The sequence below is a fragment of the Streptomyces sp. NPDC006487 genome, from assembly GCF_042870555.1.
Lineage (GTDB): Bacteria > Actinomycetota > Actinomycetes > Streptomycetales > Streptomycetaceae > Streptomyces.
The window spans coordinates 320,668-345,247 of the sequence record NZ_JBIAHN010000007.1; the positions used below are offsets into that span (position 1 = coordinate 320,668).

25 protein-coding genes and 1 tRNA gene are annotated in these 24,580 nt (G+C 70.2%); 13 read left to right on the forward strand and 13 right to left on the reverse strand.

Annotated elements, in window-relative coordinates; genetic code table 11:
• Positions 1 to 166 precede the first annotated feature (166 nt).
• From ACFYM0_RS14590 to ACFYM0_RS14615, 6 genes are all read left to right on the forward strand, one after another.
• Positions 167 to 592 (forward strand): DUF3052 domain-containing protein, encoded by a 426-nt coding sequence (locus ACFYM0_RS14590; protein ID WP_243329420.1) that lies wholly within the window; start codon positions 167 to 169, stop codon positions 590 to 592.
• A 216-nt stretch (positions 593 to 808) separates the two neighbouring features.
• Positions 809 to 1,267: a peroxiredoxin gene (locus tag ACFYM0_RS14595; RefSeq protein WP_388500798.1), complete on the forward strand. Its 459-nt coding sequence runs from the start codon at positions 809 to 811 to the stop codon at positions 1,265 to 1,267.
• Positions 1,268 to 1,427: 160 nt separating this feature from the next.
• Positions 1,428 to 2,003 (forward strand): TerD family protein, encoded by a 576-nt coding sequence (locus ACFYM0_RS14600; protein WP_327252569.1) that lies wholly within the window; start codon positions 1,428 to 1,430, stop codon positions 2,001 to 2,003.
• 167 nt (positions 2,004 to 2,170) lie between these two features.
• Positions 2,171 to 2,746, forward strand: coding sequence for a TerD family protein (locus ACFYM0_RS14605; RefSeq protein WP_327252568.1), 576 nt, complete (start codon positions 2,171 to 2,173; stop codon positions 2,744 to 2,746).
• Positions 2,747 to 2,771: 25 nt separating this feature from the next.
• Entirely contained in the window at positions 2,772 to 3,887 is a 1,116-nt protein-coding gene (locus ACFYM0_RS14610; RefSeq protein ID WP_388500994.1) for a DUF475 domain-containing protein, read from the forward strand.
• A 157-nt stretch (positions 3,888 to 4,044) separates the two neighbouring features.
• Complete coding sequence (locus ACFYM0_RS14615) at positions 4,045 to 4,785, forward strand: Tellurium resistance (RefSeq protein ID WP_267039314.1); 741 nt, start codon at positions 4,045 to 4,047, stop codon at positions 4,783 to 4,785.
• A 39-nt stretch (positions 4,786 to 4,824) separates the two neighbouring features.
• Here the strand turns inward: ACFYM0_RS14615 and ACFYM0_RS14620 are convergent, their stop codons facing one another.
• The gene (locus ACFYM0_RS14620; RefSeq protein WP_388500997.1) at positions 4,825 to 5,589 is read right to left on the reverse strand and encodes a TerD family protein; all 765 of its coding nucleotides are present in this window, start codon (positions 5,587 to 5,589) and stop codon (positions 4,825 to 4,827) included.
• A 193-nt stretch (positions 5,590 to 5,782) separates the two neighbouring features.
• Between ACFYM0_RS14620 and ACFYM0_RS14625 the strand changes: the two genes are divergently transcribed.
• From ACFYM0_RS14625 to ACFYM0_RS14640, 4 genes are read left to right on the forward strand one after another with little or no spacing between them, the layout of a single operon-like run.
• Positions 5,783 to 6,949 (forward strand): HpcH/HpaI aldolase/citrate lyase family protein, encoded by a 1,167-nt coding sequence (locus ACFYM0_RS14625; protein WP_388500802.1) that lies wholly within the window; start codon positions 5,783 to 5,785, stop codon positions 6,947 to 6,949.
• An 8-nt stretch (positions 6,950 to 6,957) separates the two neighbouring features.
• Positions 6,958 to 9,483 carry a phosphoribosyltransferase gene (locus ACFYM0_RS14630; protein WP_388500803.1) on the forward strand — a complete coding sequence of 842 codons (2,526 nt, stop codon included), beginning with the start codon at positions 6,958 to 6,960 and terminating at the stop codon, positions 9,481 to 9,483.
• Positions 9,480 to 10,310, forward strand: a complete 831-nt coding sequence (locus tag ACFYM0_RS14635) for an HAD family hydrolase (RefSeq protein ID WP_388500806.1) — start codon at positions 9,480 to 9,482, stop codon at positions 10,308 to 10,310. The genes ACFYM0_RS14630 and ACFYM0_RS14635 overlap by 4 nt, the downstream gene beginning before the upstream one ends.
• A 19-nt stretch (positions 10,311 to 10,329) precedes the next feature.
• On the forward strand, positions 10,330 to 10,989 hold the full coding sequence (locus ACFYM0_RS14640; protein ID WP_388500807.1) for an O-methyltransferase: 660 nt from the start codon (positions 10,330 to 10,332) through the stop codon (positions 10,987 to 10,989).
• On the opposite strand, the gene ACFYM0_RS14645 is transcribed toward ACFYM0_RS14640, so the two are convergent.
• The 5 genes from ACFYM0_RS14645 to ACFYM0_RS14665 all read right to left on the reverse strand — a co-directional run bounded on the left by ACFYM0_RS14645 (position 10,986) and on the right by ACFYM0_RS14665 (position 15,057).
• Entirely contained in the window at positions 10,986 to 11,204 is a 219-nt protein-coding gene (locus ACFYM0_RS14645; protein WP_327252563.1) for a zinc ribbon domain-containing protein, read from the reverse strand. The genes ACFYM0_RS14640 and ACFYM0_RS14645 overlap by 4 nt on opposite strands.
• Positions 11,205 to 11,389: 185 nt before the next feature.
• On the reverse strand, positions 11,390 to 12,367 hold the full coding sequence (locus ACFYM0_RS14650) for a sugar kinase (RefSeq protein WP_388500809.1): 978 nt from the start codon (positions 12,365 to 12,367) through the stop codon (positions 11,390 to 11,392).
• Positions 12,364 to 12,981, reverse strand: coding sequence for a bifunctional 4-hydroxy-2-oxoglutarate aldolase/2-dehydro-3-deoxy-phosphogluconate aldolase (locus ACFYM0_RS14655; RefSeq protein WP_388500812.1), 618 nt, complete (start codon positions 12,979 to 12,981; stop codon positions 12,364 to 12,366). The genes ACFYM0_RS14650 and ACFYM0_RS14655 overlap by 4 nt, the downstream gene beginning before the upstream one ends.
• A 59-nt stretch (positions 12,982 to 13,040) precedes the next feature.
• Positions 13,041 to 14,186 (reverse strand): galactonate dehydratase, encoded by a 1,146-nt coding sequence (gene dgoD / locus ACFYM0_RS14660; RefSeq protein ID WP_388500815.1) that lies wholly within the window; start codon positions 14,184 to 14,186, stop codon positions 13,041 to 13,043.
• A 151-nt stretch (positions 14,187 to 14,337) separates the two neighbouring features.
• Positions 14,338 to 15,057 (reverse strand): FadR/GntR family transcriptional regulator, encoded by a 720-nt coding sequence (locus ACFYM0_RS14665; RefSeq protein WP_388500817.1) that lies wholly within the window; start codon positions 15,055 to 15,057, stop codon positions 14,338 to 14,340.
• Positions 15,058 to 15,310: 253 nt separating this feature from the next.
• On the opposite strand from ACFYM0_RS14665, the gene ACFYM0_RS14670 reads away from it, so the two are divergent.
• Positions 15,311 to 16,669: an MFS transporter gene (locus ACFYM0_RS14670; RefSeq protein ID WP_388500820.1), complete on the forward strand. Its 1,359-nt coding sequence runs from the start codon at positions 15,311 to 15,313 to the stop codon at positions 16,667 to 16,669.
• A 40-nt stretch (positions 16,670 to 16,709) separates the two neighbouring features.
• Here ACFYM0_RS14670 and ACFYM0_RS14675 read toward each other — a convergent pair whose 3' ends face one another.
• Together ACFYM0_RS14675 and ACFYM0_RS14680 are read right to left on the reverse strand one after the other, a co-directional pair.
• Positions 16,710 to 17,258: a DUF4383 domain-containing protein gene (locus ACFYM0_RS14675; protein WP_388501000.1), complete on the reverse strand. Its 549-nt coding sequence runs from the start codon at positions 17,256 to 17,258 to the stop codon at positions 16,710 to 16,712.
• Between the two features lie 291 nt (positions 17,259 to 17,549).
• Positions 17,550 to 18,797, reverse strand: coding sequence for a hypothetical protein (locus ACFYM0_RS14680; RefSeq protein ID WP_388500823.1), 1,248 nt, complete (start codon positions 18,795 to 18,797; stop codon positions 17,550 to 17,552).
• A 116-nt stretch (positions 18,798 to 18,913) separates the two neighbouring features.
• On the opposite strand from ACFYM0_RS14680, the gene ACFYM0_RS14685 reads away from it, so the two are divergent.
• A tRNA-Val gene (locus ACFYM0_RS14685) sits at positions 18,914 to 18,988 on the forward strand.
• A gap of 199 nt (positions 18,989 to 19,187) precedes the next feature.
• Positions 19,188 to 20,045, forward strand: a complete 858-nt coding sequence (locus ACFYM0_RS14690; protein WP_388500826.1) for a hypothetical protein — start codon at positions 19,188 to 19,190, stop codon at positions 20,043 to 20,045.
• A 67-nt stretch (positions 20,046 to 20,112) separates the two neighbouring features.
• Here ACFYM0_RS14690 and ACFYM0_RS14695 read toward each other — a convergent pair whose 3' ends face one another.
• From ACFYM0_RS14695 to ACFYM0_RS14715, 5 genes are all read right to left on the reverse strand, one after another.
• Positions 20,113 to 21,255, reverse strand: a complete 1,143-nt coding sequence (locus ACFYM0_RS14695) for a tyrosine-type recombinase/integrase (RefSeq protein ID WP_388500828.1) — start codon at positions 21,253 to 21,255, stop codon at positions 20,113 to 20,115.
• Positions 21,255 to 21,452 (reverse strand): helix-turn-helix domain-containing protein, encoded by a 198-nt coding sequence (locus tag ACFYM0_RS14700; RefSeq protein WP_362123495.1) that lies wholly within the window; start codon positions 21,450 to 21,452, stop codon positions 21,255 to 21,257. The genes ACFYM0_RS14695 and ACFYM0_RS14700 overlap by 1 nt, the downstream gene beginning before the upstream one ends.
• A gap of 455 nt (positions 21,453 to 21,907) precedes the next feature.
• On the reverse strand, positions 21,908 to 23,383 hold the full coding sequence (locus tag ACFYM0_RS14705) for an ATP-binding protein (protein WP_388501002.1): 1,476 nt from the start codon (positions 23,381 to 23,383) through the stop codon (positions 21,908 to 21,910).
• A 2-nt stretch (positions 23,384 to 23,385) separates the two neighbouring features.
• A complete protein-coding gene (locus ACFYM0_RS14710; protein ID WP_388500830.1) occupies positions 23,386 to 24,264 on the reverse strand; it encodes a bifunctional DNA primase/polymerase in 879 nt (292 codons plus the stop codon).
• Positions 24,265 to 24,352: 88 nt separating this feature from the next.
• On the reverse strand, positions 24,353 to 24,508 hold the full coding sequence (locus ACFYM0_RS14715; protein ID WP_388500833.1) for a hypothetical protein: 156 nt from the start codon (positions 24,506 to 24,508) through the stop codon (positions 24,353 to 24,355).
• Positions 24,509 to 24,580 lie beyond the last annotated feature (72 nt).

Here is a 24,580-nt window from a genome sequence, read left to right on the forward strand (position 1 = left end):
CCGGAAGGGCTGAAAGTTGCGGCGAGACGGCCGCAATCGTCACCGTTTCGACGGTCTCGGCGGCCGGGTACTTGCGCGATCCGCCGCGCCCGTGTGGACTACGCCCAATGCTGCGCGTACGCGCGCCGCCGAAGAACATTCACCGAACATGAGCAGGAGGCACCCCGTGAGCGCGACCGCGGACCACGCGGAGAACCTGGCCGCCAGGCTGGGTTTCCAGTCCGAACAGGTGGTCCAGGAGATCGGCTACGACGACGACGTCGATCAGGAATTCCGTGATGCCGTAGAGGATCACGTCACCGAACTCGTCGATGAGGACTACGACGATGTCGCAGACGCGGTTCTGCTGTGGTTCCGGGAGGACGACGGCGACCTGACGGACGCCCTGGTCGATGCGACCGAGCTGGTCGAGGACGGCGCACTGATCCTGCTGGTGACTCCCAAGACCGGCAAGGACGGTTTCGTCGAGGCCAGCGACATCAGCGAGGCCGCCGAGACCGCCGGCCTCTCGCTGGCCAAGGGTCTCCCCGTCGGCAAGGAGTGGACCGCCACCAAGCTGGCGACTCCGAAGACGGCCAAGTCCAAGCGCTGAGCCGCGCCCCGCAGCCATGCGGACACACGCACCCCGTTCGCCGGAAGCTTCCCGGTGGGCGGGGTGCGTGCGTTTCGCGGCGGGCTGACCGGGGCCGGACGCGCGGTGGACCCACAAGCGGCGGACCCACAAACGGCGGACCACAAGCGGCGGACCCATAAGCTGGGATCACCCGAACAGCCCAACGCAGGGATGCGGGACGAAGGGATGCGACAGATGGCGATCGAGGTCGGCAACAAGGCCCCGGACTTCGAGCTCAAGGACAACCACGGCAGGGTCGTGCGGCTCTCCGACTTCCGCGGGGAGAAGGCCGTCGTGCTGCTCTTCTACCCGTTCGCCTTCACCGGCGTCTGCACCGGCGAGCTCTGCGAGCTGCGCGACCAGCTCCCGCGCTTCCAGAACGACGACGTGCAGCTCCTCGCGGTTTCCAACGACTCCGTACCGACCCTGCGCGTCTTCGCCGAGCAGGAGGGGCTGGAGTACCCGCTGCTGTCGGACTTCTGGCCGCACGGGGAGGCCTCCCGCGCCTACGGGGTCTTCGACGAGGAGAAGGGCTGCGCGGTGCGCGGCACCTTCGTCATCGACCGCGACGGCATCGTGCGCTGGACCGTAGTCAACGGGCTGCCCGACGCGCGTGACCTGAACGAGTACATCAAGGCTCTCGACAGCCTCTGAGTCCGTGCCGCAGGCTCATGGGCGCGTGCCGTCGGGCACGTGGGCCCGTTCGCCTCGAATAAGCCCGTACAGGCGGGAACCCGTCACTAGGATCGAAACGTTGATCCGGTAGCAACCGCACGACGGGGCCCTGCCCCACACAAAACCTTATGGAGGACCCGTGGGAGTCAGCCTCAGCAAGGGCGGCAACGTCTCGCTGTCCAAGGCCGCGCCGAACCTGACCGCGGTCATCGTCGGTCTGGGCTGGGACGCTCGCACCACCACCGGCGTCGACTTCGACCTCGACGCGAGCGCGATCCTGGCCAACGACCAGGGCAAGGTCACCGGCGACGCGAACTTCGTCTTCTTCAACAACCTGAAGAGCCCCGACGGCTCGGTCGAGCACACCGGTGACAACACCACCGGTGAGGGCGAGGGCGACGACGAGGCGATCAAGGTCAACCTCGCCGGCGTGCCCGCCGACGTGGCCAAGATCGTCTTCCCGGTCTCGATCTACGAGGCCGAGAGCCGCCAGCAGAGCTTCGGCCAGGTCCGCAACGCGTACATCCGCGTCGTGAACCAGGCTGACAACACCGAGCTCGCCCGCTACGACCTGTCGGAGGACGCCTCGACGGAGACCGCCATGGTCTTCGGCGAGCTCTACCGCAACGGTGCGGAGTGGAAGTTCCGCGCCATCGGCCAGGGCTACGCCTCGGGCCTGCGCGGCATCGCGCAGGACTTCGGCGTCAACGTCTGAGCCTGCTCCACCAGAGCAGTCGTCCCATCCGTCCGGCGCCGTGCACTCGTGTGTACGGCGCCGGACCGGCTTTACGGCCACACCGCCGCACGGCCGACGGCCACACCGCCGTACCGTCACACCGCCGTACCGTCACATCGCCACCGTCGTCCGGGGAGGACTACAACATGGGCGTCACACTCGCCAAGGGGGGCAATGTCTCCCTCTCCAAAGCCGCACCGAACCTCACCCGGGTTCTGGTCGGCCTCGGATGGGACGCGCGCTCGACCACGGGCGCCGACTTCGACCTCGACGCCAGCGCACTGCTGTGCAGCAACGGCCGGGTGCTCGGGGACGAGTACTTCGTCTTCTACAACAACCTGAAGAGCCCGGAAGGCTCCGTCGAACACACGGGGGACAACCTCACCGGCGAGGGTGAAGGCGACGACGAGTCGCTCATCATCGATCTCACCAAGGTTCCGGCCGGCGTGGACAAGATCGTCTTTCCCGTCTCGATCCACGAGGCCGAGGCCCGCCGGCAGAGCTTCGGCCAGGTCAGCAACGCCTTCATTCGTGTGGTGAACGAGGCGGACGGCCAGGAACTGGCCCGCTACGACCTCTCCGAGGACGCCTCCAGCGAGACCGCGATGATCTTCGGCGAGGTCTACCGGTACGGGGGCGAATGGAAGTTCCGTGCGGTGGGGCAGGGGTACGCGTCGGGGCTCCGCGGCATCGCTCTAGACTTCGGGGTCAACGTTTCGTAAAGCCGTACAACACGATGGGATGCCAGTGGTTCTGAAAACCTTCGGCTGGTCGTTCGCAGTCACTGCGCTCGGGCTGGTCGCAGCGGTGCTCTACGGGGGGTGGGAGGCCTTCGGGATCGTTGCGATCCTGTCCATCCTGGAGATCTCGCTGTCCTTCGACAATGCGGTGGTCAACGCCGGAATCCTGAAGAAGATGAATGCCTTCTGGCAGAAGATCTTCCTCACCGTCGGTGTCCTCATCGCCGTGTTCGGCATGCGCCTGGTCTTCCCGATCGTGATCGTCGCGATCAGCGCCAAGATCGGGCCGATCGAGGCCGTCGAACTCGCGGTGCGCGACCAGGACATGTACAAGCAGCTCGTGACGGACGCCCATCCGTCCATCGCCGCCTTCGGTGGCATGTTCCTGCTGATGATCTTCCTCGACTTCATTTTCGAGGACCGCGACATCAAGTGGCTCGCCTGGCTGGAACGCCCGCTCGCCAAGCTCGGCAAGATCGACATGCTGTCGGCTTGCATCGCGCTGATCGTCCTGGTCGTCACCTCGATGACCTTCGCCGTCAACGCCCACCAGCACGGCGGCACTCATGTGGACAAGGCGCAGACGGTCCTGATCTCCGGCATTCTCGGTCTGATCACCTACATGATCGTCGGCGGCCTCTCCGGCTACTTCGAGAACAAGCTGGAGGAGGAAGAGGAGCACGAACACGAGGTGGAGGAAGAGGCGAAGAAGAGCGGCAAGCCCGTCTCGGCCGTCGCCATGGCCGGCAAGGCCGCGTTCTTCATGTTCCTCTACCTCGAAGTCCTCGACGCCTCCTTCTCCTTCGACGGGGTCATCGGCGCCTTCGCCATCACCAGTGACATCGTGATCATGGCCCTCGGCCTCGGTATCGGTGCCATGTACGTCCGGTCGCTGACGGTCTACCTGGTCCGCCAGGGCACCCTCGACGACTACGTCTACCTGGAGCACGGCGCGCACTACGCCATCGGCGCGCTCGCCGTCATCCTGCTCGTCACCATCCAGTACGAGATCAACGAGGTCATCACCGGCCTCGTCGGCGTCGTGCTGATCGGGTGGTCCTTCTGGTCCTCCGTGCGCCGCAACAAGCGCCTGGAACTGGAGGGTTCCACCGCCGAGGCATGATCGCGTCGGTAATGCGGAACGCTCAAGTGCGGGGCGGTCCGGCGGGTCCACGGACCTGTCGGACCGCCCCGTCCGCATGTCGGTACGTCGCCGTGCCGGCGTGCCGCCGGGGGACCGAGGGCGCCGAGGGCGCCATGGGAGCAGGGGGGTTGTGGGGATGGGATTCTTCGACGGCATCAGGGGCAGCCGCGGCACGCAGTTCCAGTCGGGCAGTGCCTCGTCGAACGCGATCGAGCTGACCAAACGCCATCCGACGGTATCGCTCACCAAACAGGGGGCGGTGCACGGCAATCTGCGCGTGAACCTCTCCTGGCGGATGCGGACCTCGGACATAGGCGGCCGCAGTACCGGCCAGAGCGGCCAGCTCTTCCGGCATCCGTTCAAACTGTTCAAGCCCGACATGGTGCAGGCGCACACCCAGGGCATGGTCAATGTCGACCTCGACATCGGCTGTCTCTACGAGCTGACCGACGGCACCCGGGGCGTCGTCCAGCCACTGGGGAACCTGCACGGGGACATCAACAGTCCGCCGTACGTGAAGCTCAGCGGCGACGACCGGTTCGGGGCGCCCTCCGGCGAGACGATCTTCGTCAATCTCGACCACGCCGAGGAGATCAAGCGGCTGCTGGTCTTCGTCTACATCTACGACCAGACCCCGGCCTTCGACCGGACGCACGCCCTGGTCACGCTCTACCCGATCACCGGGCCGCGGATCGAGATCCCGCTGGAAGAGCGCCACCCGCACGCCCGCTCCTGCGCGGTCGTCTCCCTGGAGAACGTCAAGGGAGAGCTGATCGTGCGGCGCGAGGTCACTTTCGTCTACGGGTTCCAGGCCGAGCTGGACCGGCTGTACGGGTGGGGCCTCCAGTGGGGCCGCGGCTACAAGACGAAGACCTGACGGGGCGGGCCGGGCCGGGCCGGTCGGCCCGGCCGCCGCTCACCGGCGGATGAACTGCGGGCCCTGCGCCGGCAGCCGGAAGGCCCCGTCCGGGGCCGGGGCCGGCACCGGGGCCTGCGATACCGGCTGCGGGTAGCCGTAGGCGGGCTGGGAGGCCGGCGGGGCCTGGGTGGGCGGCGCCGGAGTCGCGGGGGAGGCCGACGGGGCCCGTCCCTGTGCCTGCGCCTGGCCCTGCCCGTGCTCCTGGGCCTCGGGGGCGTTCTCGTCCACGGAGATCCCGTGGTCGGTGGCCAGGCCGACGAGCCCGTTGGAGTAGCCCTCGCCGAGCGCGCGGAACTTCCACGCGTCGGCCCGCCGGTACAGCTCGCCGCAGATCAGCGCCGTCTCGGCGCCCGTCTCCGGCCGTACGTCGAAGTAGGCCAGCGGTTCGGAGCCGCCGGCAGCGGTGGCGTCGTAGAGCAGGATCCGCAGGTCGTGGACCCGCTCGAAGGGAACGTCCTCGGCGGAGGCGACGACGAGGATCCGGTCCACGGCCGGGGTGACGGCCCTCAGGTCCGCCTGGACGGCGTCGGTGATCCCGTCGCCGAGCTGCTTCTTCCCGAGCCGCCAGACCGCCCCCGAGGGGTGCCGGGGCTGGTTGTAGAAGACGAAGTCCTCGTCCGAGCGCACGCGCCCGTCCGCCCCCACGAGCAGCGCCGAGGCGTCCACGTCCGGCACGTCGGGCCCCCCGGTCCAGCGCAGCACCGCGCGGACCGCCAAAGCGGCCACGGGGATGTTGGAGCCCTTCTGCATCGCGTGCGTCATGCCGGTCATCCTGCCCTCCCGGGCGCGACCGGGACAATGCGGCCCCCCGTAGACCTTGTCCGGATGGCGAGACCTGGGCATGGTGCAAGAGGGTTACCTGGATTTCATGTGCTTGAGGAACTCTTGACTCACGTTCGTACGTACTATTACCGGCCATGCCAGATCGGCCGCCGAGCCTGTACGGGGGAAGCACATGCGTCACTTCGGGCATATTTCGCCCACCGTCCGCAAGGACCTCTTCCACCAGGAGCCGGCAGAGTTCACCGCCGCCTCCCCCTCCGCCACGCTCGCCGCCGCCCTGGGGGCCACGCTCTACAGCCCGGCCACCCGGCCCCAGCTCGCCCGTGACATCCGCAAGCAGGCCGGTCTCGGCGTCGTCTCGATGGTCCTCTGCCTGGAGGATTCCATCAGCGACTCGGACGTCGCCGGCGGCGAGGAGAACCTCGTCCGGCAGTTCGCCGCCCTCCACGAGGACCCGGCGGAGCTCCCGCTGCTCTTCATCCGCGTCCGGGAGCCCGAGCAGATCCCCGACCTCGTGCACCGGCTCGGCGGCTCGGCGGCGCGGCTGGCCGGATTCGTACTCCCCAAATTCAGCGAGAGCCGGGGCGTCGCCTTCCTCGACGCCGTGGCGCATGCGGAAGCCGAGAGCGGACAGCCCAGGCTGTACGCGATGCCCGTCCTGGAGACCCCCGAGCTGCTCCACCTGGAGACCCGGGTCGAGGCCCTCGCGGGGATCTCCCGCACGGTCAACAAGTACCGCGAGCGGGTCCTGGCGCTGCGCCTGGGCGTGACCGACTTCTGCTCCGCCTACGGGCTGCGGCGCACCCCCGACATGACCGCCTACGACGTCCAGATCGTCGCCGGGGTGATCGCCGACGTGGTCAACGTGCTCAGCCGTGCCGACGGCACCGGCTTCACCGTCACCGGGCCCGTGTGGGAGTACTTCCGCAGTCAGCAGCGTCTCTTCAAGCCGCAGCTGCGCCGCAGCCCCTTCCTGGAAGAGGGCGTCGAGGAGCTGCGCACCGCGCTGATCGAGCACGACCTGGACGGGCTGCTGCGCGAGATCGAGCTCGACCGGGCCAACGGGCTGCTGGGCAAGACCTGCATCCACCCCGCCCACGTCACCCCGGTCCACGCGCTCTCGGTGGTGTCGCACGAGGAGTTCAGCGATGCTCAAGACATCCTGCGCCCCGAAAGCGGAGGCGGCGGAGTGATGCGTTCCGCCTACACGAACAAGATGAACGAGGTGAAGCCCCACCGGGCCTGGGCGGAGCGCACCATGCTGCGCGCCGAGGTCTTCGGTGTGGCGAAGGAGGAGGTCGGCTTCGTCGATCTCCTCACGGCCGGGCTCCAGGTGTGAGCGGGCCGTTGACTGCGAAGAAGGGCAAGAAGATCGAAGCGGTGTGGTCGGGAACGTGGGTCGCGGACCGGCTGGGCGTGAGCCTGGAGGACGGGACGGGCAACGGGACCGGCGGGCCGGCGCTCGAAGAGCTGCTGGGGCTGGCGCTGCGGCGCAACCCCAAGCGGGCCCACCTCCTCGTGTCCCGGGTGCTGGGCAAGCACGTCCCGCAGTCCCCGGCGGCCGTCTACGCCGCCGGCTACGGGCTCGGCGAGCGGGTCCGGGAGCTGCTGGGCGAGGCGGGGGCCGCCTCGGCCGTGGTCCTGGGGTACGCGGAGACCGCGACCGGGCTGGGCCACTGCGTGGCCGACGGCCTGGGCAGCGCCCCGTACCTGCACTCCACCCGCCGCCCCGTGCCCGGCGTGGAGGCCGCCGGAGGCTTCGAGGAGGCCCATTCGCACGCCACCTCGCACCTGCTGCTGCCCGAGGACCCGAAGCTGCTGGCGGGCCCGGGCCCGCTGGTCCTCGTCGACGACGAGTTCTCCACCGGCAACACCGTGCTGAACACCATCGCCGACCTCCACGCCCGCCACCCGCGCGGCCACTACGTGGTCGTCGCCCTGGTCGACATGCGCTCCCCGGCCGACCGCGACCGCCTGACGGCCTTCGCCGCCGAGCTGGGCGCCCGGGTGGACCTCATAGCCCTGGCCTCGGGCACGGTGTCCCTCCCGGAGGGGGTGCTGGAGAAGGGGCAGGCGCTGGTGGAGCGCTACGAGGCCGAGGCCGCCTCGGCGGCTGCGGCCACCGCTCCCGCTCCCGCCGCCGGCGCCCCGGCCGACGGCCCGCGGGTCGACACGGTGGCGCTGGACTGGCCGGCCGGGATACCCGACGGCGGTCGCCACGGCTTCACCCCCGCGCACCGCGCAGCCCTGGACGCGGCGCTGCCCGCCATGGCGGACCGGCTCCAGGCCGCGCTGGGTGACGGCCCCGCGAGGGTCCTCGTACTCGGCAACGAGGAGCTGATGTACGCCCCGCTGCGCCTCGCGCAGGCCCTGGAGGCGTCCGGCGCCGCCGCCGAGGTGCGCTTCTCCACCACCACCCGCTCGCCGGTGCTCGCCGTGGACGACCCCGGCTACGCGATCCGCACCCGCCTCGTCTTCCCCGCCCACGACGACCCGGCCGACGGCCCCGGAGACCGGTACGCCTACAACGTCGCGAGCACGGCCGGCGCCGGCTTCGACGCCGTGGTCGCCGTCGTGGACTCGGCCGGAGACACCGCCGAGCTGCGCACCGGCCTGCTCGCGGCCCTCGCGCCGCACACCGGCCGGGTCGTGCTGGCGGTCATACCTTCGTACGTACCCGACCGGCAGGAGCCGATCATGACCGAGCCCCCGCGCGAAGCACCGGGCGAGGCACTGGGCGACCCACTGCGCGGGCCCGCCTTCTCCTCCTACGCCGCCGAGGACGTCGGCTGGCTGCTCCAGGACCTCTCCGACGTGGAGCTGGAAGCCCCGACGGAGGAGCGCGAGGAAGCCATCCAGGCGGGCGGCGCGCACTACGCGGAATCGCTGCCGGTGGAATTCCAGCCGTCCCCGGAGTACCAGCAGCTCTACCAGAGCGCGCTGACCGCCTCCGCCGCCCGGATGGCCCGCGCCGTCGGAACGGTCACCGAGACGGTCCTCGCCGAGCGTTCACCCTCCCCGGTCCTCGTCTCCCTGGCCCGCGCCGGCACCCCCGTGGGCGTGCTGATGCGGCGCTGGGCGCAGGCCCGGCACGGCCTGGACCTGCCGCACTACGCCGTGTCCATCGTGCGCGGCCGCGGTATAGACGCCAACGCGCTGCGCTGGCTGGCCGCCCACCACGATCCGGCCGACGTCGTCTTCGTCGACGGCTGGACCGGCAAGGGGGCGATCACCCGCGAACTGCGCGAGGCCCTGGGCGAGTTCGAGGGCTTCAACCCGGAGATCGTGGTCCTCGCCGATCCCGGCTCCTGCGTGGAGACGTACGGTACGCGCGAGGACTTCCTGATCCCCTCCGCCTGTCTCAATTCCACTGTTTCCGGACTGGTCTCGCGTACGGTGCTCAGGTCCGACCTGGTCGGGCCCGCCGATTTCCACGGCGCGAAGTTCTACCGCGAGCTCGCCGGGGCCGACGTCTCCGTCGCGTTCGTCGACACCGTCTCCGCGCACTTCGAGGAGGTGGCCGAGGCCGTGGACGCCGAGGTCAAGGAGCTCCTCGCCGCCGACCGCACGCCGACCTGGGTGGGCTGGCGGGCGGTGGAGCGGATCAGCGAGGAGTACGGCATCCACGACGTGAACCTGGTGAAGCCCGGCGTCGGCGAGACCACGCGGGTGCTGCTGCGACGGGTGCCGTGGAAGATCCTCGCGCAGCGCGGCGCCGGGGCCGACCTGGACCACGTACGACTGCTCGCGGAGCAGCGGGGGGTGCCGGTGGAAGAGGTCGACGGCCTGCCCTACAGCTGCGTAGGACTCATCCATCCCCGATTCACGCGCGGTGCCACGGGCGCCGACGGAAAGGCTGTGGCCACCAAGTGACCGTTCTCGTAGCCAGTGACCTCGACCGTACGCTCATCTACTCGACGGCCGCGCTCGGCCTGACCATGCCCGACCCGGTGGCCCCGCGGCTGCTGTGCGTGGAGGTGCACGAGAGCAAGCCGCTGTCGTACATGACGGAGACGGCGGCGGGGCTGCTGGCGGAGCTGTCCGCCGATCCGGGCGCGGTGTTCGTGCCGACCACCACCCGGACCCGCAAGCAGTACCAGCGCATCCGCTTCCCCGGACGGCCGGCGAAGTACGCGATCTGCGCCAACGGCGGCCAGCTCCTGGTGGACGGGGTCCCGGACCGGGACTGGCGCCGCCAGGTCGCGGCGCGGCTCGCCGCGGAGTCCGTCCCGCTGGAAGAGATGCACGCGCACCTGATGTCCGTCACCGACCCGGCGTGGCTGCGCAAGGCCCGGGTGGCGGAGGACCTGTTCGCGTACCTGGTCGTGGAGCGGGCACTGGTCCCCGCCGAGTGGATCAAGACGCTGGCGGAATGGTCCGAGGCGCGCGGCTGGACGGTCTCGCTCCAGGGCCGGAAGATCTACGCCGTCCCGCGGCCGCTGACCAAGAGCGCGGCCATGCACGAAGTGGCCCGGCGCGTGGGGGCCACGAGCACACTGGCCGCCGGCGACTCGCTGCTGGACGCGGACCTGCTGCTCGCGGCGGACGCGGCCTGGCGGCCGGGCCACGGCGAGCTGGCCGACGCGGGCTGGACGGCGCCGCACGTGACGGCGCTGGCCCAGGCGGGCGTGCTGGCCGGTGAGGAGATCGTGCGCGCGTTCACCCGCGAAGTGGCGCGACTCGGCACACCCGCCGCCTGATCATGGGCACACTGGGCCCATGACCAAGGGCAACAGCACCAAGATCACGGACGAGCTCTACCAGTACATGCTCGCTCACAACCCCCCGCTGGACGAGGTCCAGCGGGGGCTGGTGGCGACGACGTACGCAGTGTTCCCGGACGCGGCCGGAATGCAGTCGGCGGAGGAGCAGGGGCCGCTGCTGGCCTTCCTGGTCCGGCTGACCGGCGCGCGCCACATCGTGGAGATCGGCACCTTCACCGGCTTCTCCTCACTGTCGATGGCGCAGGCCATGCCTGCGGACGGACGCCTCATCGCGTGCGACGTCTCGGAGGAGTGGACGGCGTACGCGCGCGAGGCCTGGGCGAAGGCCGGCGTCGCGGACCGCATCGACCTGCGCATCGCGCCCGCGATCGAGACGCTGCGCGCGATGCCGGCGGAGCCGCACATCGACATGGCGTACATGGACGCGGACAAGCAGAGCCAGATCGCCTACTGGGAGGAGCTCGTGCCGCGGCTGCGCCCGGGCGCGCTGCTCGTCACGGACAACACGCTGTACCACGGCGAGGTGCTGAACCCGTCGGCGACCGGTGGGGCGGCGGGGGTCCAGGCCTACAACGACCACGTCGCGGCGGACCCCCGCATGGAGTCGGTGCTGCTGGCGATCTCCGACGGCATCACCCTGTCCCGCAAGCGCTAACCGCACCCGCCCCCACCACAGCAGCCTCCGCCGCCGCCCATGGGTGCGGCCGCGGCGGGGGCCGCGCTGGACCCGCCGACGGCGACGGCGGAGAGCAGCCTGACGGTATCGGCGTGCCCGGCGGGGCAGTCGGCGGGCGCGGAGGACTCGGCCATGGGCCGGCTGACCTCGAAGGTGTCTTCGCAGGTCCGGCAGCGGAATTCGTAACGGGGCATGCGGTACAGGCTACGCAGTGCCCGCCCGGCCGGGAAGCGCCGCCGTGTCAGTGCTTGCTGCTGAAGGGAGAGCCGCCGGGCCCGGGACACACCCCCGTGTCGTCCCGGACCCGACGAGATCATCAGCGGACCCGACGGGATCATCAGCGGACCCGACGGGATCGTCAGCGGACCCGACGGGATCGTCAGCGGACCACCGTGCCGGCCGGGGCCGACAGGAGACCGAGCTCGGCACGGGTGGGCGCGCCCTCCCAGTCGCCTGCGGAGGCCACCGCGAAGGCGCCCGTCGTGACCGCACGGTCCAGGCGGGCCTCCGTGGCGGACCCGTCGAGGAACGCCGAGAGGTAGCCCGCCACGAAGGAGTCCCCCGCACCCACCGTGTCGACCGCTCGGACGGGCCGCGCCGGGGCGTGCACCGTCCGGCCGTCGTCCGTGTAGGCCGTCGCGCCGGCCGCGCCGAGCTTGACCACCACTTCGCCGACTCCGAGGGCGAGGAGCTCCTTCGCCTGGAGGGCCGTGTCGGCCGGGGCGCCGGAAGGCAGGCACAGGGGGAGTTCGTCGTCGGAGGCGATGAGGACGTCCACCGAAGGCATCCACGTGCGCAGCACCGCCGCCGCTTCCTCGGAGGACCACAGCCGGGACCGGAAGTTCACGTCCAGGCAGACCAGCGCGGAGTGCTCGGCCGCGAGGCGCAGCGCGAGGGTGCAGGCCGAGCGGGCCGAGCGGGAGAGTGCCGGGGTGATCCCGGTCAGGTGCAGGATCTTGGGCGGGGCAGCCGTGAAGGCCCGCTCCACCGAGCATGCCTTGAGCCGCGAACCCGCGGAGCCCTCGCGGTAGTAGTGCACCCGCGTCACCTCCGGCAGCCTCGGCTCCGCGAGCATCAGCCCGGTCGCGGCCCCGCCGTCGTCGAGACAGGCTCCGCGGACGTCGACGCCCTCGGCACGCAGGGTCCGTAGGACCAGCTCGCCGGCCTCGTCCTCGCCGACCGCGCCCGCCCAGCGCACCGCGTGCCCGAGCCGGGCCAGGCCGATCGCGACGTTCGATTCGGCGCCCGCCACCGAGACCTGCATGCTCCCGCCCAGGCGCAGCGGGCCGCTCCCGCGCAGGGCGAGCATCGTCTCCCCGAAGGTGAGCACCTCGGGGGCGGCTTCGGGCCCGGTCACGCGCAGACCGCCTTGAACTCCGCCGCCCGGCGCCGCAGCGCGAACAGGTCGCCGCCGTCGGCCGCATCCCCGATCAGCGGGGAGCCGACGCCGACCGCCACCGCGCCGGAGGACAGGTACTCGCCCGCGGCGGCCGCGTCCACCCCGCCCACCGGCACGAACGGCAGGTCGGGGAAGGGCGCGCGCAGGGCCCGCAGGTACGCCGGACCGCCGATCGAGCCGGGGAACAGCTTGAGCGCGGCGGCCCCCGCCGCGTCGGCCGCGATGACCTCGGTCGGGGTGATGACCCCGGCCAGTACCGGCAGCCCCTGCCGGACGGATTCGTGCACGCCCGCGCCGAGCCCCGGCGTGACCATCAGATTGGCTCCGGCGTCGGCGGCCCGCTGGGCGTCCTCGGCGGTCAGGACCGTGCCGGCCCCGAGCCAGGCCTCGTCGCCGAGCTCCTTGCGGGCCCGGCCGATGACGTCCAGCGCGTCGGTCCCGCTGAGGGAGACCTCGATGAGCGGGACGCCCTCCTCGACGAGGGCCATGACGGTACGGAAGGACGCCTCCGCGTCCCGCCCGCGGACGATGGCGACGAGCCGCTCCTGCCGCAGCGCTGCGCCGAACTCCATGGGAATGCCTGCCTTCTGGTGTGTGGGGGGGAGGGGAGATCGCGAGGGGTGGTGGGGGCTCACCACTCGGCGAAGGAACCGTCTTCGTGGCGCCACACCGGGTTGCGCCAGGCGTGGCCCTTCCTGTCGGCGGCCCGGACGGCCGCTTCGTCGACGTCGACGCCGAGGCCCGGCCGCTCGGTGCGGACCAGGGAGCCCGCGTGGAAGCGGAAGGGCTCGGGGTCGGTGACGTAGTCGAGGAGCTCGGCGCCCTGGTTGTAGTGGATGCCGATCGACTGTTCCTGAATGAGGAAGTTCGGGGTCGTGAAGGCGACTTGGAGGCTGGCGGCCAGGGCGACCGGCCCCAGCGGGCAGTGCGGCGCGATCTGGGCTCCGTAGATCTCGGCGAGGGAGGCGATGCGGCGCAGTTCCGAGATGCCGCCGGCGTGCGAGATGTCGGGCTGCAGGATCGCCACGCCTGCCTGCAGCGGGGCGAGGAACTCCCGCCGGGAGAAGAGCCGTTCGCCGAGCGCGAGGGGGACGTTGGAGGCGTTCACCAGATCGGGGACGGCCTGCATGTAATCCGAGAGGACCGGCTCCTCGACGAACATCGGGTCGTACGGGGCCAGCAGGGGCAGGATCCGGCGGGCGTTGGCGGGGGAGACCCGTCCGTGGAAGTCGAGCCCGAAGTCGCGGTCGTCGCCCAGGACTCCGCGGGCCGTCTCGGCGCGCCGGAGGCAGTCGCGGACCTCGGAGCGGGTCGCGAGGGGGCTCATGCGGCCGCAGCCGTTCATCTTGACGGCGGTGAAGCCCGCCTCGATCTGCCGGACCAGCGCGTCCTCGATCTCGTGCGGTTCGTCGCCGCCGACCCAGGCGTAGGCGCGGATCCGGTCGCGGACCGGCCCGCCGAGGAGCTGGTGCACGGGCATCCCGTACGCCTTGCCCTTGATGTCCCACAGCGCCTGGTCGAGCCCGGCGACGGCGGAGGACAGCACGGGGCCGCCGCGGTAGAAGCCGCCCTTGGTCATGACCTGCCAGTGGTCCTCGATCCGCATCGGGTCCCGGCCGATCAGGTACTCGGACAGCACCTCCACGGCCGCGCGCACCGGCTCGGCACGCCCTTCGATCACGGGTTCGCCCCAGCCGACGACGCCCTCGTCGGTTTCTGCGCGCACGAACATCCAGCGCGGTGGGGCCATGAACGTTTCGATGCGGGTGATCTTCACGGGTGACGGTGTCCTCTCCTGGTGAGGGTGGCAGGACGGTGTCTGTGTGGGGTCGGTCTGCGGGCCTGCGGGCCTGCGGGCCTGCGGGCCGGTCTGCGGGGCCGGTCTGCGGGTTCTGCGGGTTCCGCGGGTTCTGCGGGTTCTGCGGGTTCTACGGGTGGTCGCGCTGCGCCATGTCGAGGAGGTCGAGCACGGCCCGGTGCGCCCCCTCGGGGTCCCCGGCCCGGACCCGGTCGACCACGGCCCGGTGGATGGCGTGCGGGTGCTCGAAGTCCCCCTTGTGCACCGTGCGGTCGCGTTCCACGAGGGCCGGGATGATCACCCGGTACATCTGCGCGAAGAACAGGTTGTGCGAGGCGGTCAGCAGCGCCAGGTGGAACGAGGCGTCCGCCCGGACGTGCAGCACCGGGTCCGAGTCGCTCGCCGCCATCGCGGTCAGCGCGGCGTCCAGCGCGGCCAGGTCCTGCCCGGTGGCCCGTACGGCGGCCAGCGCGGCGGCGGCCGGCTCGATCGAGCGACGCAGTTCGAGCAGGTCAGAAAAGAAGCAGTCGGGTGCGCCGGCCGCGAGCTTCCAGCGCAGCACGTCGGCGTCGAAGAGGTTCCAGTCGGTGCGCGGCCGCACGAAGGTGCCGCGCTTCTGGCGGGCGTCGAGCAGCCCCTTGGCCATGAGCACCTTGATGGATTCGCGGAGTACCGTCTGGCTGACGTCGAGCTCCTCCATCAGGAGCGGGAGGTCGAGCGTGGCTCCCTCGTCGTACGTGCCGTCGAAGATCCGGCGGGCCAGCTCTTCCACCGCTGCCTTGTGGACCCCGCGTCCGGCGTACGCGGCCTCGCCACCCCTGGTACTGCCACCGCCACTGCTGCTGTTCATTCCGGTTTCCCCTCTCCCTGCCGGGGCTTTGGTCCCTGCTTGCTCCCCTGAGTCGCCCCTGGCATGGCAAAGACTTGCACAAGTAATCGTTAATTAGCAATTATTGCGAGCGTCGCCGGAGCGGCTGGTTCCGCCTGCTCGGCGCTGCTCCTCCGTGCCGCCTGCGTGCCGCCTTCGCGCTGCTCCTCCGCGCCGCTCGGCGCCCTTCACCCGCGCTGCTCAGCGCTCCTCACACGTCCTCCGGGAGACACCGATGTCCCTCAGCCACGACCCGGCCGCCGCGACCACGCGGCCGGGCACCGGCACCGGCGCCAGCCCGTCCGGCCTGCCGAAGCGCAGGATCGGCAAGTACCGCTTCGCGATCCTCGCCGTGCTCTTCGTCAGTACCGCCATCAACTACCTGGACCGCAGCGTCCTGTCGATCGTGGCGCCGGACGTCTCCAGGGACCTCGGCATCTCGCCCGAGATGATGGGCTGGCTCTTCTCCGGCTTCGCCTGGACCTACGCCCTCGCCCAGATCCCCGGCGGCCGCCTCGTCGACAGGTTCGGCCCGCGCATCGTCTACGCCTGGGCGCTGGTCGGCTGGTCGGTCATGACCGCCCTCGGCTCGCTGGCGAAGGGCTTCGGCTTCCTCTTCGCAGGCCGCATGGGCCTCGGCCTCTTCGAGGCCCCCGCCTTCCCCTGCAACGGGCGCGTCGCCGCCTCCTGGTTCCCGCGCGCCGAACGCGGTCGCGCGGTCGCCGTCTACACCTCGGGGCAGTTCATCGGCCTCGGCGTGGCCTTCCCGCTGATCGCCTGGATGGCCGCCGCCCTCGGCTGGCGCCACGTGTTCTGGATCCTCGGCGGCATGGGCATCGCCTGGGCACTGGTGTGGGTGAAGGTCATCCGCAACCGCCCCGAACAGCACCCCCGGGTCGGCGCGTACGAGCTCGTCCACATCACCGAGGACGAGGTCACGGCCGACGGCTCCGACCGGGCCCGGGAGAAGGGCGCCTTTCGCCGGGACATGGGCTTCCTGCTGCGCCGGCGCCGCATCTGGGGCGTCTTCCTCGGCCAGTTCGCCATCGCCTCGACGCTCTACTTCTTCCTGACCTGGTTCCCGACCTACCTCACCAACGAGCGCGGACTGAGCCTCGACAAGGGCGGCCTGACCGGAGCCCTGCCCTTCGTCGCCGCTCTCGTGGGCGTGCTGTGCGGCGGCAGTTGGTCCGACTGGATGGTCAAGCGCGGCATGTCGGCGTCCTTCGCGCGCAAGACCCCGATCGTGACGGGCCTGGGCCTGGCGGGCGTCATCGTCGCCGCCAACCACGTCACCTCGAACGCCGCGATGATCGCCATCATGTGCGTGGCCTTCTTCGCCAACGGCCTGGCGTCCTTCTCGTGGGTCCTGGTCACCGAGATCGCCCCGGAGCGGATGCTCGGCGTGGCCGGCGGGGTCTTCAACGTCTTCGGCAACCTCGCCGGCATCGTCGTACCGATCGTCATCGGCTACATGATCGGAGGCGGCGACGGCTCCTTCGCCCTCCCGCTGATGCTGATCGGCGGCATCACGATCGGCGGCGCCCTGTCCTTCCTCTTCCTCGTGGACAAGGTCGAACGCATCGAGGCGTAGCACGGACCCGGCCGCCGGGCCGGGTCCGTGCCCCGCTCTCCTACGCAGGCCGGCCGACGGGCCTCGCGCTCGTACGTGCCCGCTGCTCCGCCCGCTGCTCCCGAGCCGCCTGCTCGGGGTGGCGGGCACGCCAGTACGGATTGTCGTGAGGGAGGGCGCTGCCCACCCGCCCGTACATCCCGAACCACATCAGCATCACGCCCACCACGAAGCTGAACAGCACGTTGGGGATGTGGAAGGCCAGGAAGTTCATTCCCGTGTCGAGCAGCGCGAGGTTCACGAACCCGCTCGCGATGAACAGCACACCCAGCACGATGTTGAGCGTCGAGGCGAAGCTGCCGCCGATGACCATCCCGGCGAAGAGCAGCAGCCCGATGCAGATGGACAGGACGCTCAGCGCGCCGTTGGTGTTCAGCGCGAGCACCGTGTCCCCGCCGGTGTCGAAGAACCCGATCCGGTCGATGAGCCCCATGATTCCGAAGGCCACGAGCAGCAGTCCGGTCAGGCCGGCCCCCACCCGGTAGACCTTGCTGAGCCGGTGATCGCTGGGCAGGTGCTCGTCGAGGCTCGCGTTCACGGGACGCATCATGCGGTGCAGGATCCCGGGGGAGTCCGGGGGTGGTGCCGCCGTCGCGTACGGCTCGTGGGCCACGTAGGGCGCGTAGTTCTCGTGCGGCTCGTGGCACCCGTAGAGCGCGTGCGGTCCGTACGAGTCCTGCGGCGCGGGGGACTCGTCGGTCCCACGGCGTGCGGGGGAAGCGTGGGCGGCCATGGCGCCCTCCTCTGCTCCGTTCCTGGCCCCTCCAGCATCCGCCCGATGCCCCCACCCGGACAAGTCCGGACGGGAAGCCCCGGCGCGGGCCCGCCCCGTGCGCGGCCCTCAGGCGTGGCCGCGTTCGGTCCGGATGTCCGTCACCACCCGCTGCACGGAGGACCGTACGGCCTCCATCTCCTGGAGAAAGGCCCAGTAGTCCGGGTGGCGGTCCTCCAGCGCGGCCAGCGCCCGGGCCACCCGGGCCACCGCCTCGTCCAGCGGGCGGGCGTGCCGGTCCTCGGGGACCGTACGGCCCTCCATCGCCAGGCGCTGCGCGTCCCGGATGGCGAACCGGGTCCGCTGCACCTCCGCCTGCGGATCCCGCGCCACCGCCTCCAGCCGGGTCAACCGGTCCTGCGCCGCCGACACCGCCTCGTCGGTGGCATCCAGCGAAGCCCGAACCGCCTCGACCAGGGCCGCCACGACCGCCCACTGCTGCTGTTCGCGTGCCCGGCCGGCCTCCGCGAGCCGCTCCTCGGCCTGCGCCACGTCCCGCACCGCCTGCTCCGGCACCTGCTGGAGGTCCTGCCAGCAGGCCGCGCTGAAACGCCGGCGCAGCTCGCTGAGCACCGGATCCACCCGGTCCGCCCGGTTGCGCAGAGCCTGCGCCCGGGTCCGCAGGCTCACCAGCCGCCGGTCGATCTCCGCGGCCCGCTCCGGGAGCCGCGCCGCCTCGGCCCGTATCGCCTCGGCGTCGCGCAGGATCCGGTCGGCCCGCTGCACGGTCTCCTGCACCCCGTGCTGCGCGGCGCCCTGGTTCAGCTTGGTCAGCTCCGGCCCCAGCGCGGCCAGCCGGGCGGCCAGGTCGTCGGCCCGGATCCCCTTGCCGCGCACCTCGTCCAGCGCCGTGCTCGCCGCGATCAGCGCGGCCCGGGCCCGCTCCCGGGCCGGCGCCACCCGCGCCAGCTGCGTCTCGGCCCGGTCGAGCAACGGCTGCAGCCCGAGCGCGAACCGGTCGAGCTCGCCCTTGACCCGTACCAGCTCCTCCTTGGCCCGCGTCAGCTCCTCCCGGGCCCGCGTCGCGGCGGACGCCTCCAGCTCCACCCGATCGAGATCGTGCGCGTCGACGGCGTCGATGTAGACATGACTCACCTGGTCGATGCGCTGCCCGAGCGCTGCGAACCCCTCACCCACCCGACGCGCCTCCGGCGAGCCGTCCGCGGCCGCGATCGTCTCGATCGAGATCCGCAGATCCCGCTGCGCGCTGTCGAGCTCGTAGAACGCGGCCGCGGCAGCATCCTTCGCCGCCTGCGCGTCCGCCCGCCGACTCTCGTCCCGCCCGCCGCCGAACCACCGCCGGGGTGCCGTCGTCACAGTCGCCTCTCCCGTACCCGGTCCGTCCGCAATTCCCCTGCCCCGGTCCATTCTCCCCCACGCGAACGGGTTTGCGTGGGGGGTGCGCCCTGCATGTAGGCTGTCCACTCATCCACGGGTGCGTAGCTCAGGGGTAGAGCGCTGCTCTTACAAAGCAGATGTCGGCGGTTCGAAACCGTCCGCGCCCACCAGCCAAGACGCCCTCGCAGCGAGCCGCTGCGAGGGCGTTGACGGTAGAAGCTGACGGCAGTGGCCCCCATGCGGTGCGGCCCGCCCCACAGGCCGAGTCAGTCTGCAACGACCTGCCCTAAACGTCAGCGCGAGGGCGACGGCGCTCCTAACATGCACGCCAAGTGCCTGCACCGAGTAGGCCGCTTCGCTGGGGGACGCATGTCGGATGATCTGGACTGGCTCACCCGGACGCCAGAGCAGGCCACAGAGGCTGCATTCCGGTTCTATGAGCAGCACACACGCGACATGCAGCACGTGGCCTCTGGTGCCGTTATTTTCCGAGAGTATGAGCGCGTATTGCGTGGGCTGGCGGCTGCCTTCTCTGAGATTGCCCCAAATGGCGACACTGAAATTCTCTTTCCGGAATTCCATGCGGCTCGTAGGCGTATCGAGAAGAACCTGAATGAACTGACGCCAGTCAGTGCCGGAGTTGGACTCACGCGTTGCGTTGAGAATTTTCTTTCGTATGTATCGGACGTAATTACCGATGCCCTCATATCCCAACCGGATCTCTTGCGGTCGCAAGAGCAGGTGACCTTGGAAGAGGTCCTCCAGCACGACAGTATCGAGGACTTCGTCTCCTGGGCGGCGGAGAAGCGTGTGGCGCAGCTGTCGTTCAAGGGCCTAAATGAGATTGCGCAGTACATCAGCAAGCGACTGGGCCTTGAGCTGCACCAGGGTGAGGTTGAGTGGCTGGAACTCAAGAAGGGCGTGGCGATTAGAAATCTAATCGTTCACCGGCGAGGTCGCGTAGATCAACGCTTCATCCATTCCACTGGCGAGCAGGGTCTCATCAAGGGAAGCGTGTACGAGGTGGCGATGAGAGATTATGTACGCACTGCTGCAAGTGCTATGAAGATCGTTGGGGAATTTGACGCCAAAGTTGCCCAAAAATTCCCTCTTACTCGCCGATCGACGACGGGGGAGAGCTGGTACAGCCAAGGCCGGTGGGGTCCCGAAGGTCGAGAAGGCGGTAAGGGAATCTCTCCGGAATCTGTGGAAGGGGCGACCGAATAGCCTCGTCACGGTTGGAGTACCTCTGTCATTGCTCGGCCGCATGCTAGGCCGAGCAATGACGCAGGTTTTAACTCCTCGGGCGTCGCCGCAGCATCCGGTCCATGTGCCCGATGGCCTCCCGCCGCGTGTCCTCCGAAACGTGCGTGTAGATGTTCATCGTGACTGCGATCTGCGAATGCCCCAGGATCTCCATAACCACCCGCGCCGGCACACCCGCCGCGAAGAGCAGGGTGGCGCACCCGTGCCGGGCGTCGTGAAGGCGAATCCGGGGGAGTCCCGCCTCTTCCCCGATCCGCTCGAAGGACCGGCTGATGTTTCGCGGCTCCACCGGGCGGCCGGTCCGCGTCGTGAACACGTAGTCGCTCTCCTGCCAGGCCGCGCCGCCGGCTTCCCGCTGGGCGGCCTGCCGCAGACGCTGCCACCGGAGCGGGGCCACGGACATGAGCGGGATCGGGATGACCCGGCTCCGGCGGTTCTTGGTGGAGTCCGCGTAGAGCTCCTTCTGCACCCGCTGGATCTGGTTCCGCACGGTCAGGGTCCGCCGCTCCAGGTCGATGTCGAGCCAGCGCAGCCCCAAGACCTCCCCGCGTCGCAGCCCCATCGTCACGGCCACCACGAAGGCCGCGTACAGGGGGTCGCGCCGCGCGGCCTCCAGGAAGGCCACCGTCTGGTCGAGGTTCCACGGCTGGACTTCCCGGGGCTGCACCCGGGGCGCCGGCACGAGCTGGACGACGTTCCTGCTGATGAGTTCCTCCCGGCAGGCTGCGGAGATGGCACTGCGGAGCACGCGGTGCGACTCCTTGGCGGTGGCGGCCGACGTCTGGGTGGTCACGGCGGCGAGCATGCGCCGGACGTCCGTGACCGAGAGGGATTCGAGACGCTTGGAGCCGAGGTTCGGGACCAGGTACCGCCGGACGTGCGTTTCGTACTTCGCGTACGTCGTCTTCTTCCGCTCGCTCCGCACGAACTCCTCCAGCCAGTGCGGCAGCCACTCGGAGAGGCGGGCGGACTTGGTGGGCGTCGGAACGCCCTGCCGGTCCCGAAGAACCAGCTCCTGCCGCTTGGTGTCGCACTCGTCCCAGGTCTTGCCGTACACGGTCTTCCGAGCACGGGTCCCGTCGGGCTGCGGCACGTAGACCCGGGCCTCGTAACGACCGTCCGAACGCTGCCAGATGCTGCCGGCGCCGTTCGGGTTCCTCTTGCGTGCCATCAGGCTGCTTCCTCCAACTTGTGCTGCATGAAAGTGCGAAGGGAGTCGGCGGGCACCCGGCGTGCCCGACCGATGGTGATGCTCGGGAGCTGCTTCGAGCGGATGAGGTTGTAGACCATGAAGCGGCTGAGGCTGAGGGCCTCCATGACTTCCGGGACGGTCAGCGCGATGTGGGTCGTGGGCAATGGCGAACTCACGTCTGCCTCCATGGCGGGGGTCCGGGTGCGTCCAAGGTGCGGATTTCTGCGTCACCGCGTCGCCTGTGTCATTTGCTGGTCTGACCTGCGACTTTCGATGACGTAGCGCGTAGGCGGTGTGTCATCGGCCTGTGTCACCGTCACCGGGGCGACGCAGAGCGGTGACGTGGGTGACGCGTGATGACGCAGCCGTTAGCCGTCTGCGTCACCGGTGTACCCGCAGGTCACGGGCAGTTTGGAGCCCGCTGGTGACGTGGGTGACGCAGCGTCTCTTCTCTTAGGGAAAAGAGAGGGTGGTTTCTGTTGTGGTGCGGTGCGTCTTCGAGCGCGAAGGGGGAGCCGCTGCGCGGCACGTTCTTTGGAGCGGCGGCGAGCCGCCGGAACAGCAAGAGGAGCACGCCCCGCCGGGGGTGGGTGCTCCTCTTGCTGTTCCGGACCGGTCGCGGTGGCGCCGGTTAGAACGCCGCCTCTTGCACCCCCGGGGGCTCGGGGGCCGGTCGGGTCATCTCGATGTAGCGGGCGGTTTTGGTGCGGCCCCAGTCGACGAGCACGCCGCGTGCGGCGAGGGTCGGTTGCAGGCGCTTGAGGCGGTCGGAGAAGACCTTGCCGGTGGTGGGCCATCCCTTGGGCAGGGGCCGGAAGTCCTCGCCCGCGTAGAGCTGGGTGAGTGCGTGCAGCCACTCGGTGGAGGTCATCTTGACTTCGGCGCCCGGGTCGAGTCCGGCGGCGTGCTTGAGGACGGTCTGAGCGAGGAGGTCGCCCTCGATCACGTCATCGTTCAGTTCGTCCAGGCCCGCCCGGTAGGCATTGAGGGCCCCGAAGCCGCTGGCGGCGTCGAGCTGCGCGCACAGGTGGGCGAAGTCGGCCATGCGCAGGTCTGCGGGAATGTCGGCTTCGGCGGCCCGGACGTTGACGGTGAGGTCGAGGACGGATCCGAGGATGACCGGCAGGGCTTCCGTGTATTCCGCCCACAGCTCGGCTTCGGTTCGCCTTACGAGGGGGCGTTCGAGGCGCAGGGGGAGGAGGCGTTCGGCGAGGTCGGGGCGGATGACGCCCACGTCGATGCCGGTCAGCAGGAGCGGGCGGCGGTAGCGGGAGCGATAGACGTCGCCGTCGCTGAACAGGGCGCGTTTGATGGACTCGGCTCCGGTGACGATGCAGCACATCAGGTCGGACAGGTCCGGGGGCAGGTGAGAGAGGTTGTCGAGGGCGGTGATCCAGCCTGCGGCCACAGCGGTGATCAGGTTCTCTTCGTCCTTGGGGGCGCGGCGCAGGTCACCGGTCATCCCTTCGATGATCCGCATCAGCATGCGCGCCGCCGTCGACTTGCCGGCGCCCTGGGGGCCGGTGAGGAACGGGGCGGGGACGGGGACGGACGGCTCCAGGCAGCCGATCACCCAGGCGATGGCCAGGCACTCGCTCTCGGCGCTGGCGTAGTTGCACAACCTGAGCAGCCGGTCGATGCCCTTGCCGTTGGTGTTCTTCTCGGGGAGGGGGAGTTCCCCGGTGAGCTGGGTGCGCCGCCAGCACACCTCGCGCGGGTCGGGGGTGAGGATGTCCCAGCCGGTGGGGTGGATGCGGACGGACTGTCCGTCGTCGCGGCCCAGGTCGAGCCAGGTCGCGCCGTCGAATCCCGGGGCGACGCGGATGTGGGTGGCCTGTACGTCCTTGCTGAGGGCGAGTGCTTCGATCAGGTCCAACGCCTCTTTGAGCGCAGTGCCGTTGAACACGCCGAGCCCATCGTGGAAGAGACCGACCATGAGTTCCTGCCGGTGGCTTCCGGTGGTGCCTTGGGAGCGGATGGGGCGGGCGACGGGATGGCCGTTCTTCTGTGCGTAGACGGTGCCTTCGGTGGTGCGGAAGTACCGGAAATGCTGCTGCGCGTAGTCGGTGATGATCTGGCGTGCCGGGTTCTTGTCCTCGTCGGGCATGGTCACAGCCCCAACGTGGTGCGGGCGTTGGTCCAGGCGTCCTCGCAGTGCCGGGCGGACTCGCCCTTGCCCTGCGCGGCCGTGAACAGGCGCGCGGTGTGGGCCTCGGTCAGGCAGCCGCACCGGCCGTGGGCGGAAAGCACGGCGAGGAACGTCCGGTACACGGTCGTGTGGATAACTGCGGCCGCCTCTTTGATCCGCTGCTCGGCCATGGCGATGCCCCGTTCCAGGTAGACGGGCGAGCGGTGCGGGCACTGCCCGCCCCCGGCCGGCACCGCCGCAATGACGGGGCGGGCCTGCCGGACGGTGGGTTCCTTCACCACGAGCGCGCGCACGACGTCCGGCAGTACGGCCATCGTTCCGGTGCCGGGGCCGCGCCAGCGGACGTAGGACATCGTCGACTTCACGTCGACCCCAGGGCGGACCCCGTTCTTCGACTGCATGGCGCCCCGGTAGATCCAGTGCTCGCCCCGCGTCGTCAGAACGACCTTCGTGGCGGGCAGGCTCCGGCGGGCCCAGGCGACGGCTTCGGCGTCGTCCAGGTCCACCACGGTCAGACCGGCACCGCCCGGGTGGTAGGCCACGGCCTGAGCCTGACGCCAGGCACGCGCCCAGACCGGGCCGGTGAGGATGTCCGGGTCGGTGGTGGCGGCGGCCCAGGCGTGGCAGGGCGCCGCGCACTCGCAGGGGCCCGGGGTCTTCATGTTCGGCCGGCCGCCGCAGGCGTTCTTCTGGCAGGCGCGGCAGTTGCCCACAGGGCCCTTGTCCTCCCGCAGAGGCAGCACGGGCAGGCCCAATTCGGCGAGCCAGAGCGTGGTCCGCAGGTGTGGAGGCAGGGCAGGTCGGCTCGGGTCTCGCGGGAAGTCGGTCGGGTGGGTCATGCTGGTCTCTCCAGTTCTTGAGCGTTCTGGATGAGGGCGGCCCGGACTTTGGCGAGAGCGGGCCGCCTTCGCGCTGTGCGGGGTGCTGCTACTGGTCGGCGGTCGCGGTCTCCGCCATGTCGTCGAGCTCCAGCAGGAGCTGTGCGAGCTGTCGGCGGGTGACGGTGCGCCGGTAGGGCTGGTCGAGGTCGTTCCAGTTGAGTTCGACCGTGACCAGTTCGGTGGCTTCGTTGTCCTCGTACATGGACGCTCCTGCTTCATCGGATGTGGTCGGATCCGGAATCCCTGCCAGCAGACGGGCAGGGAGGCGTGGGTA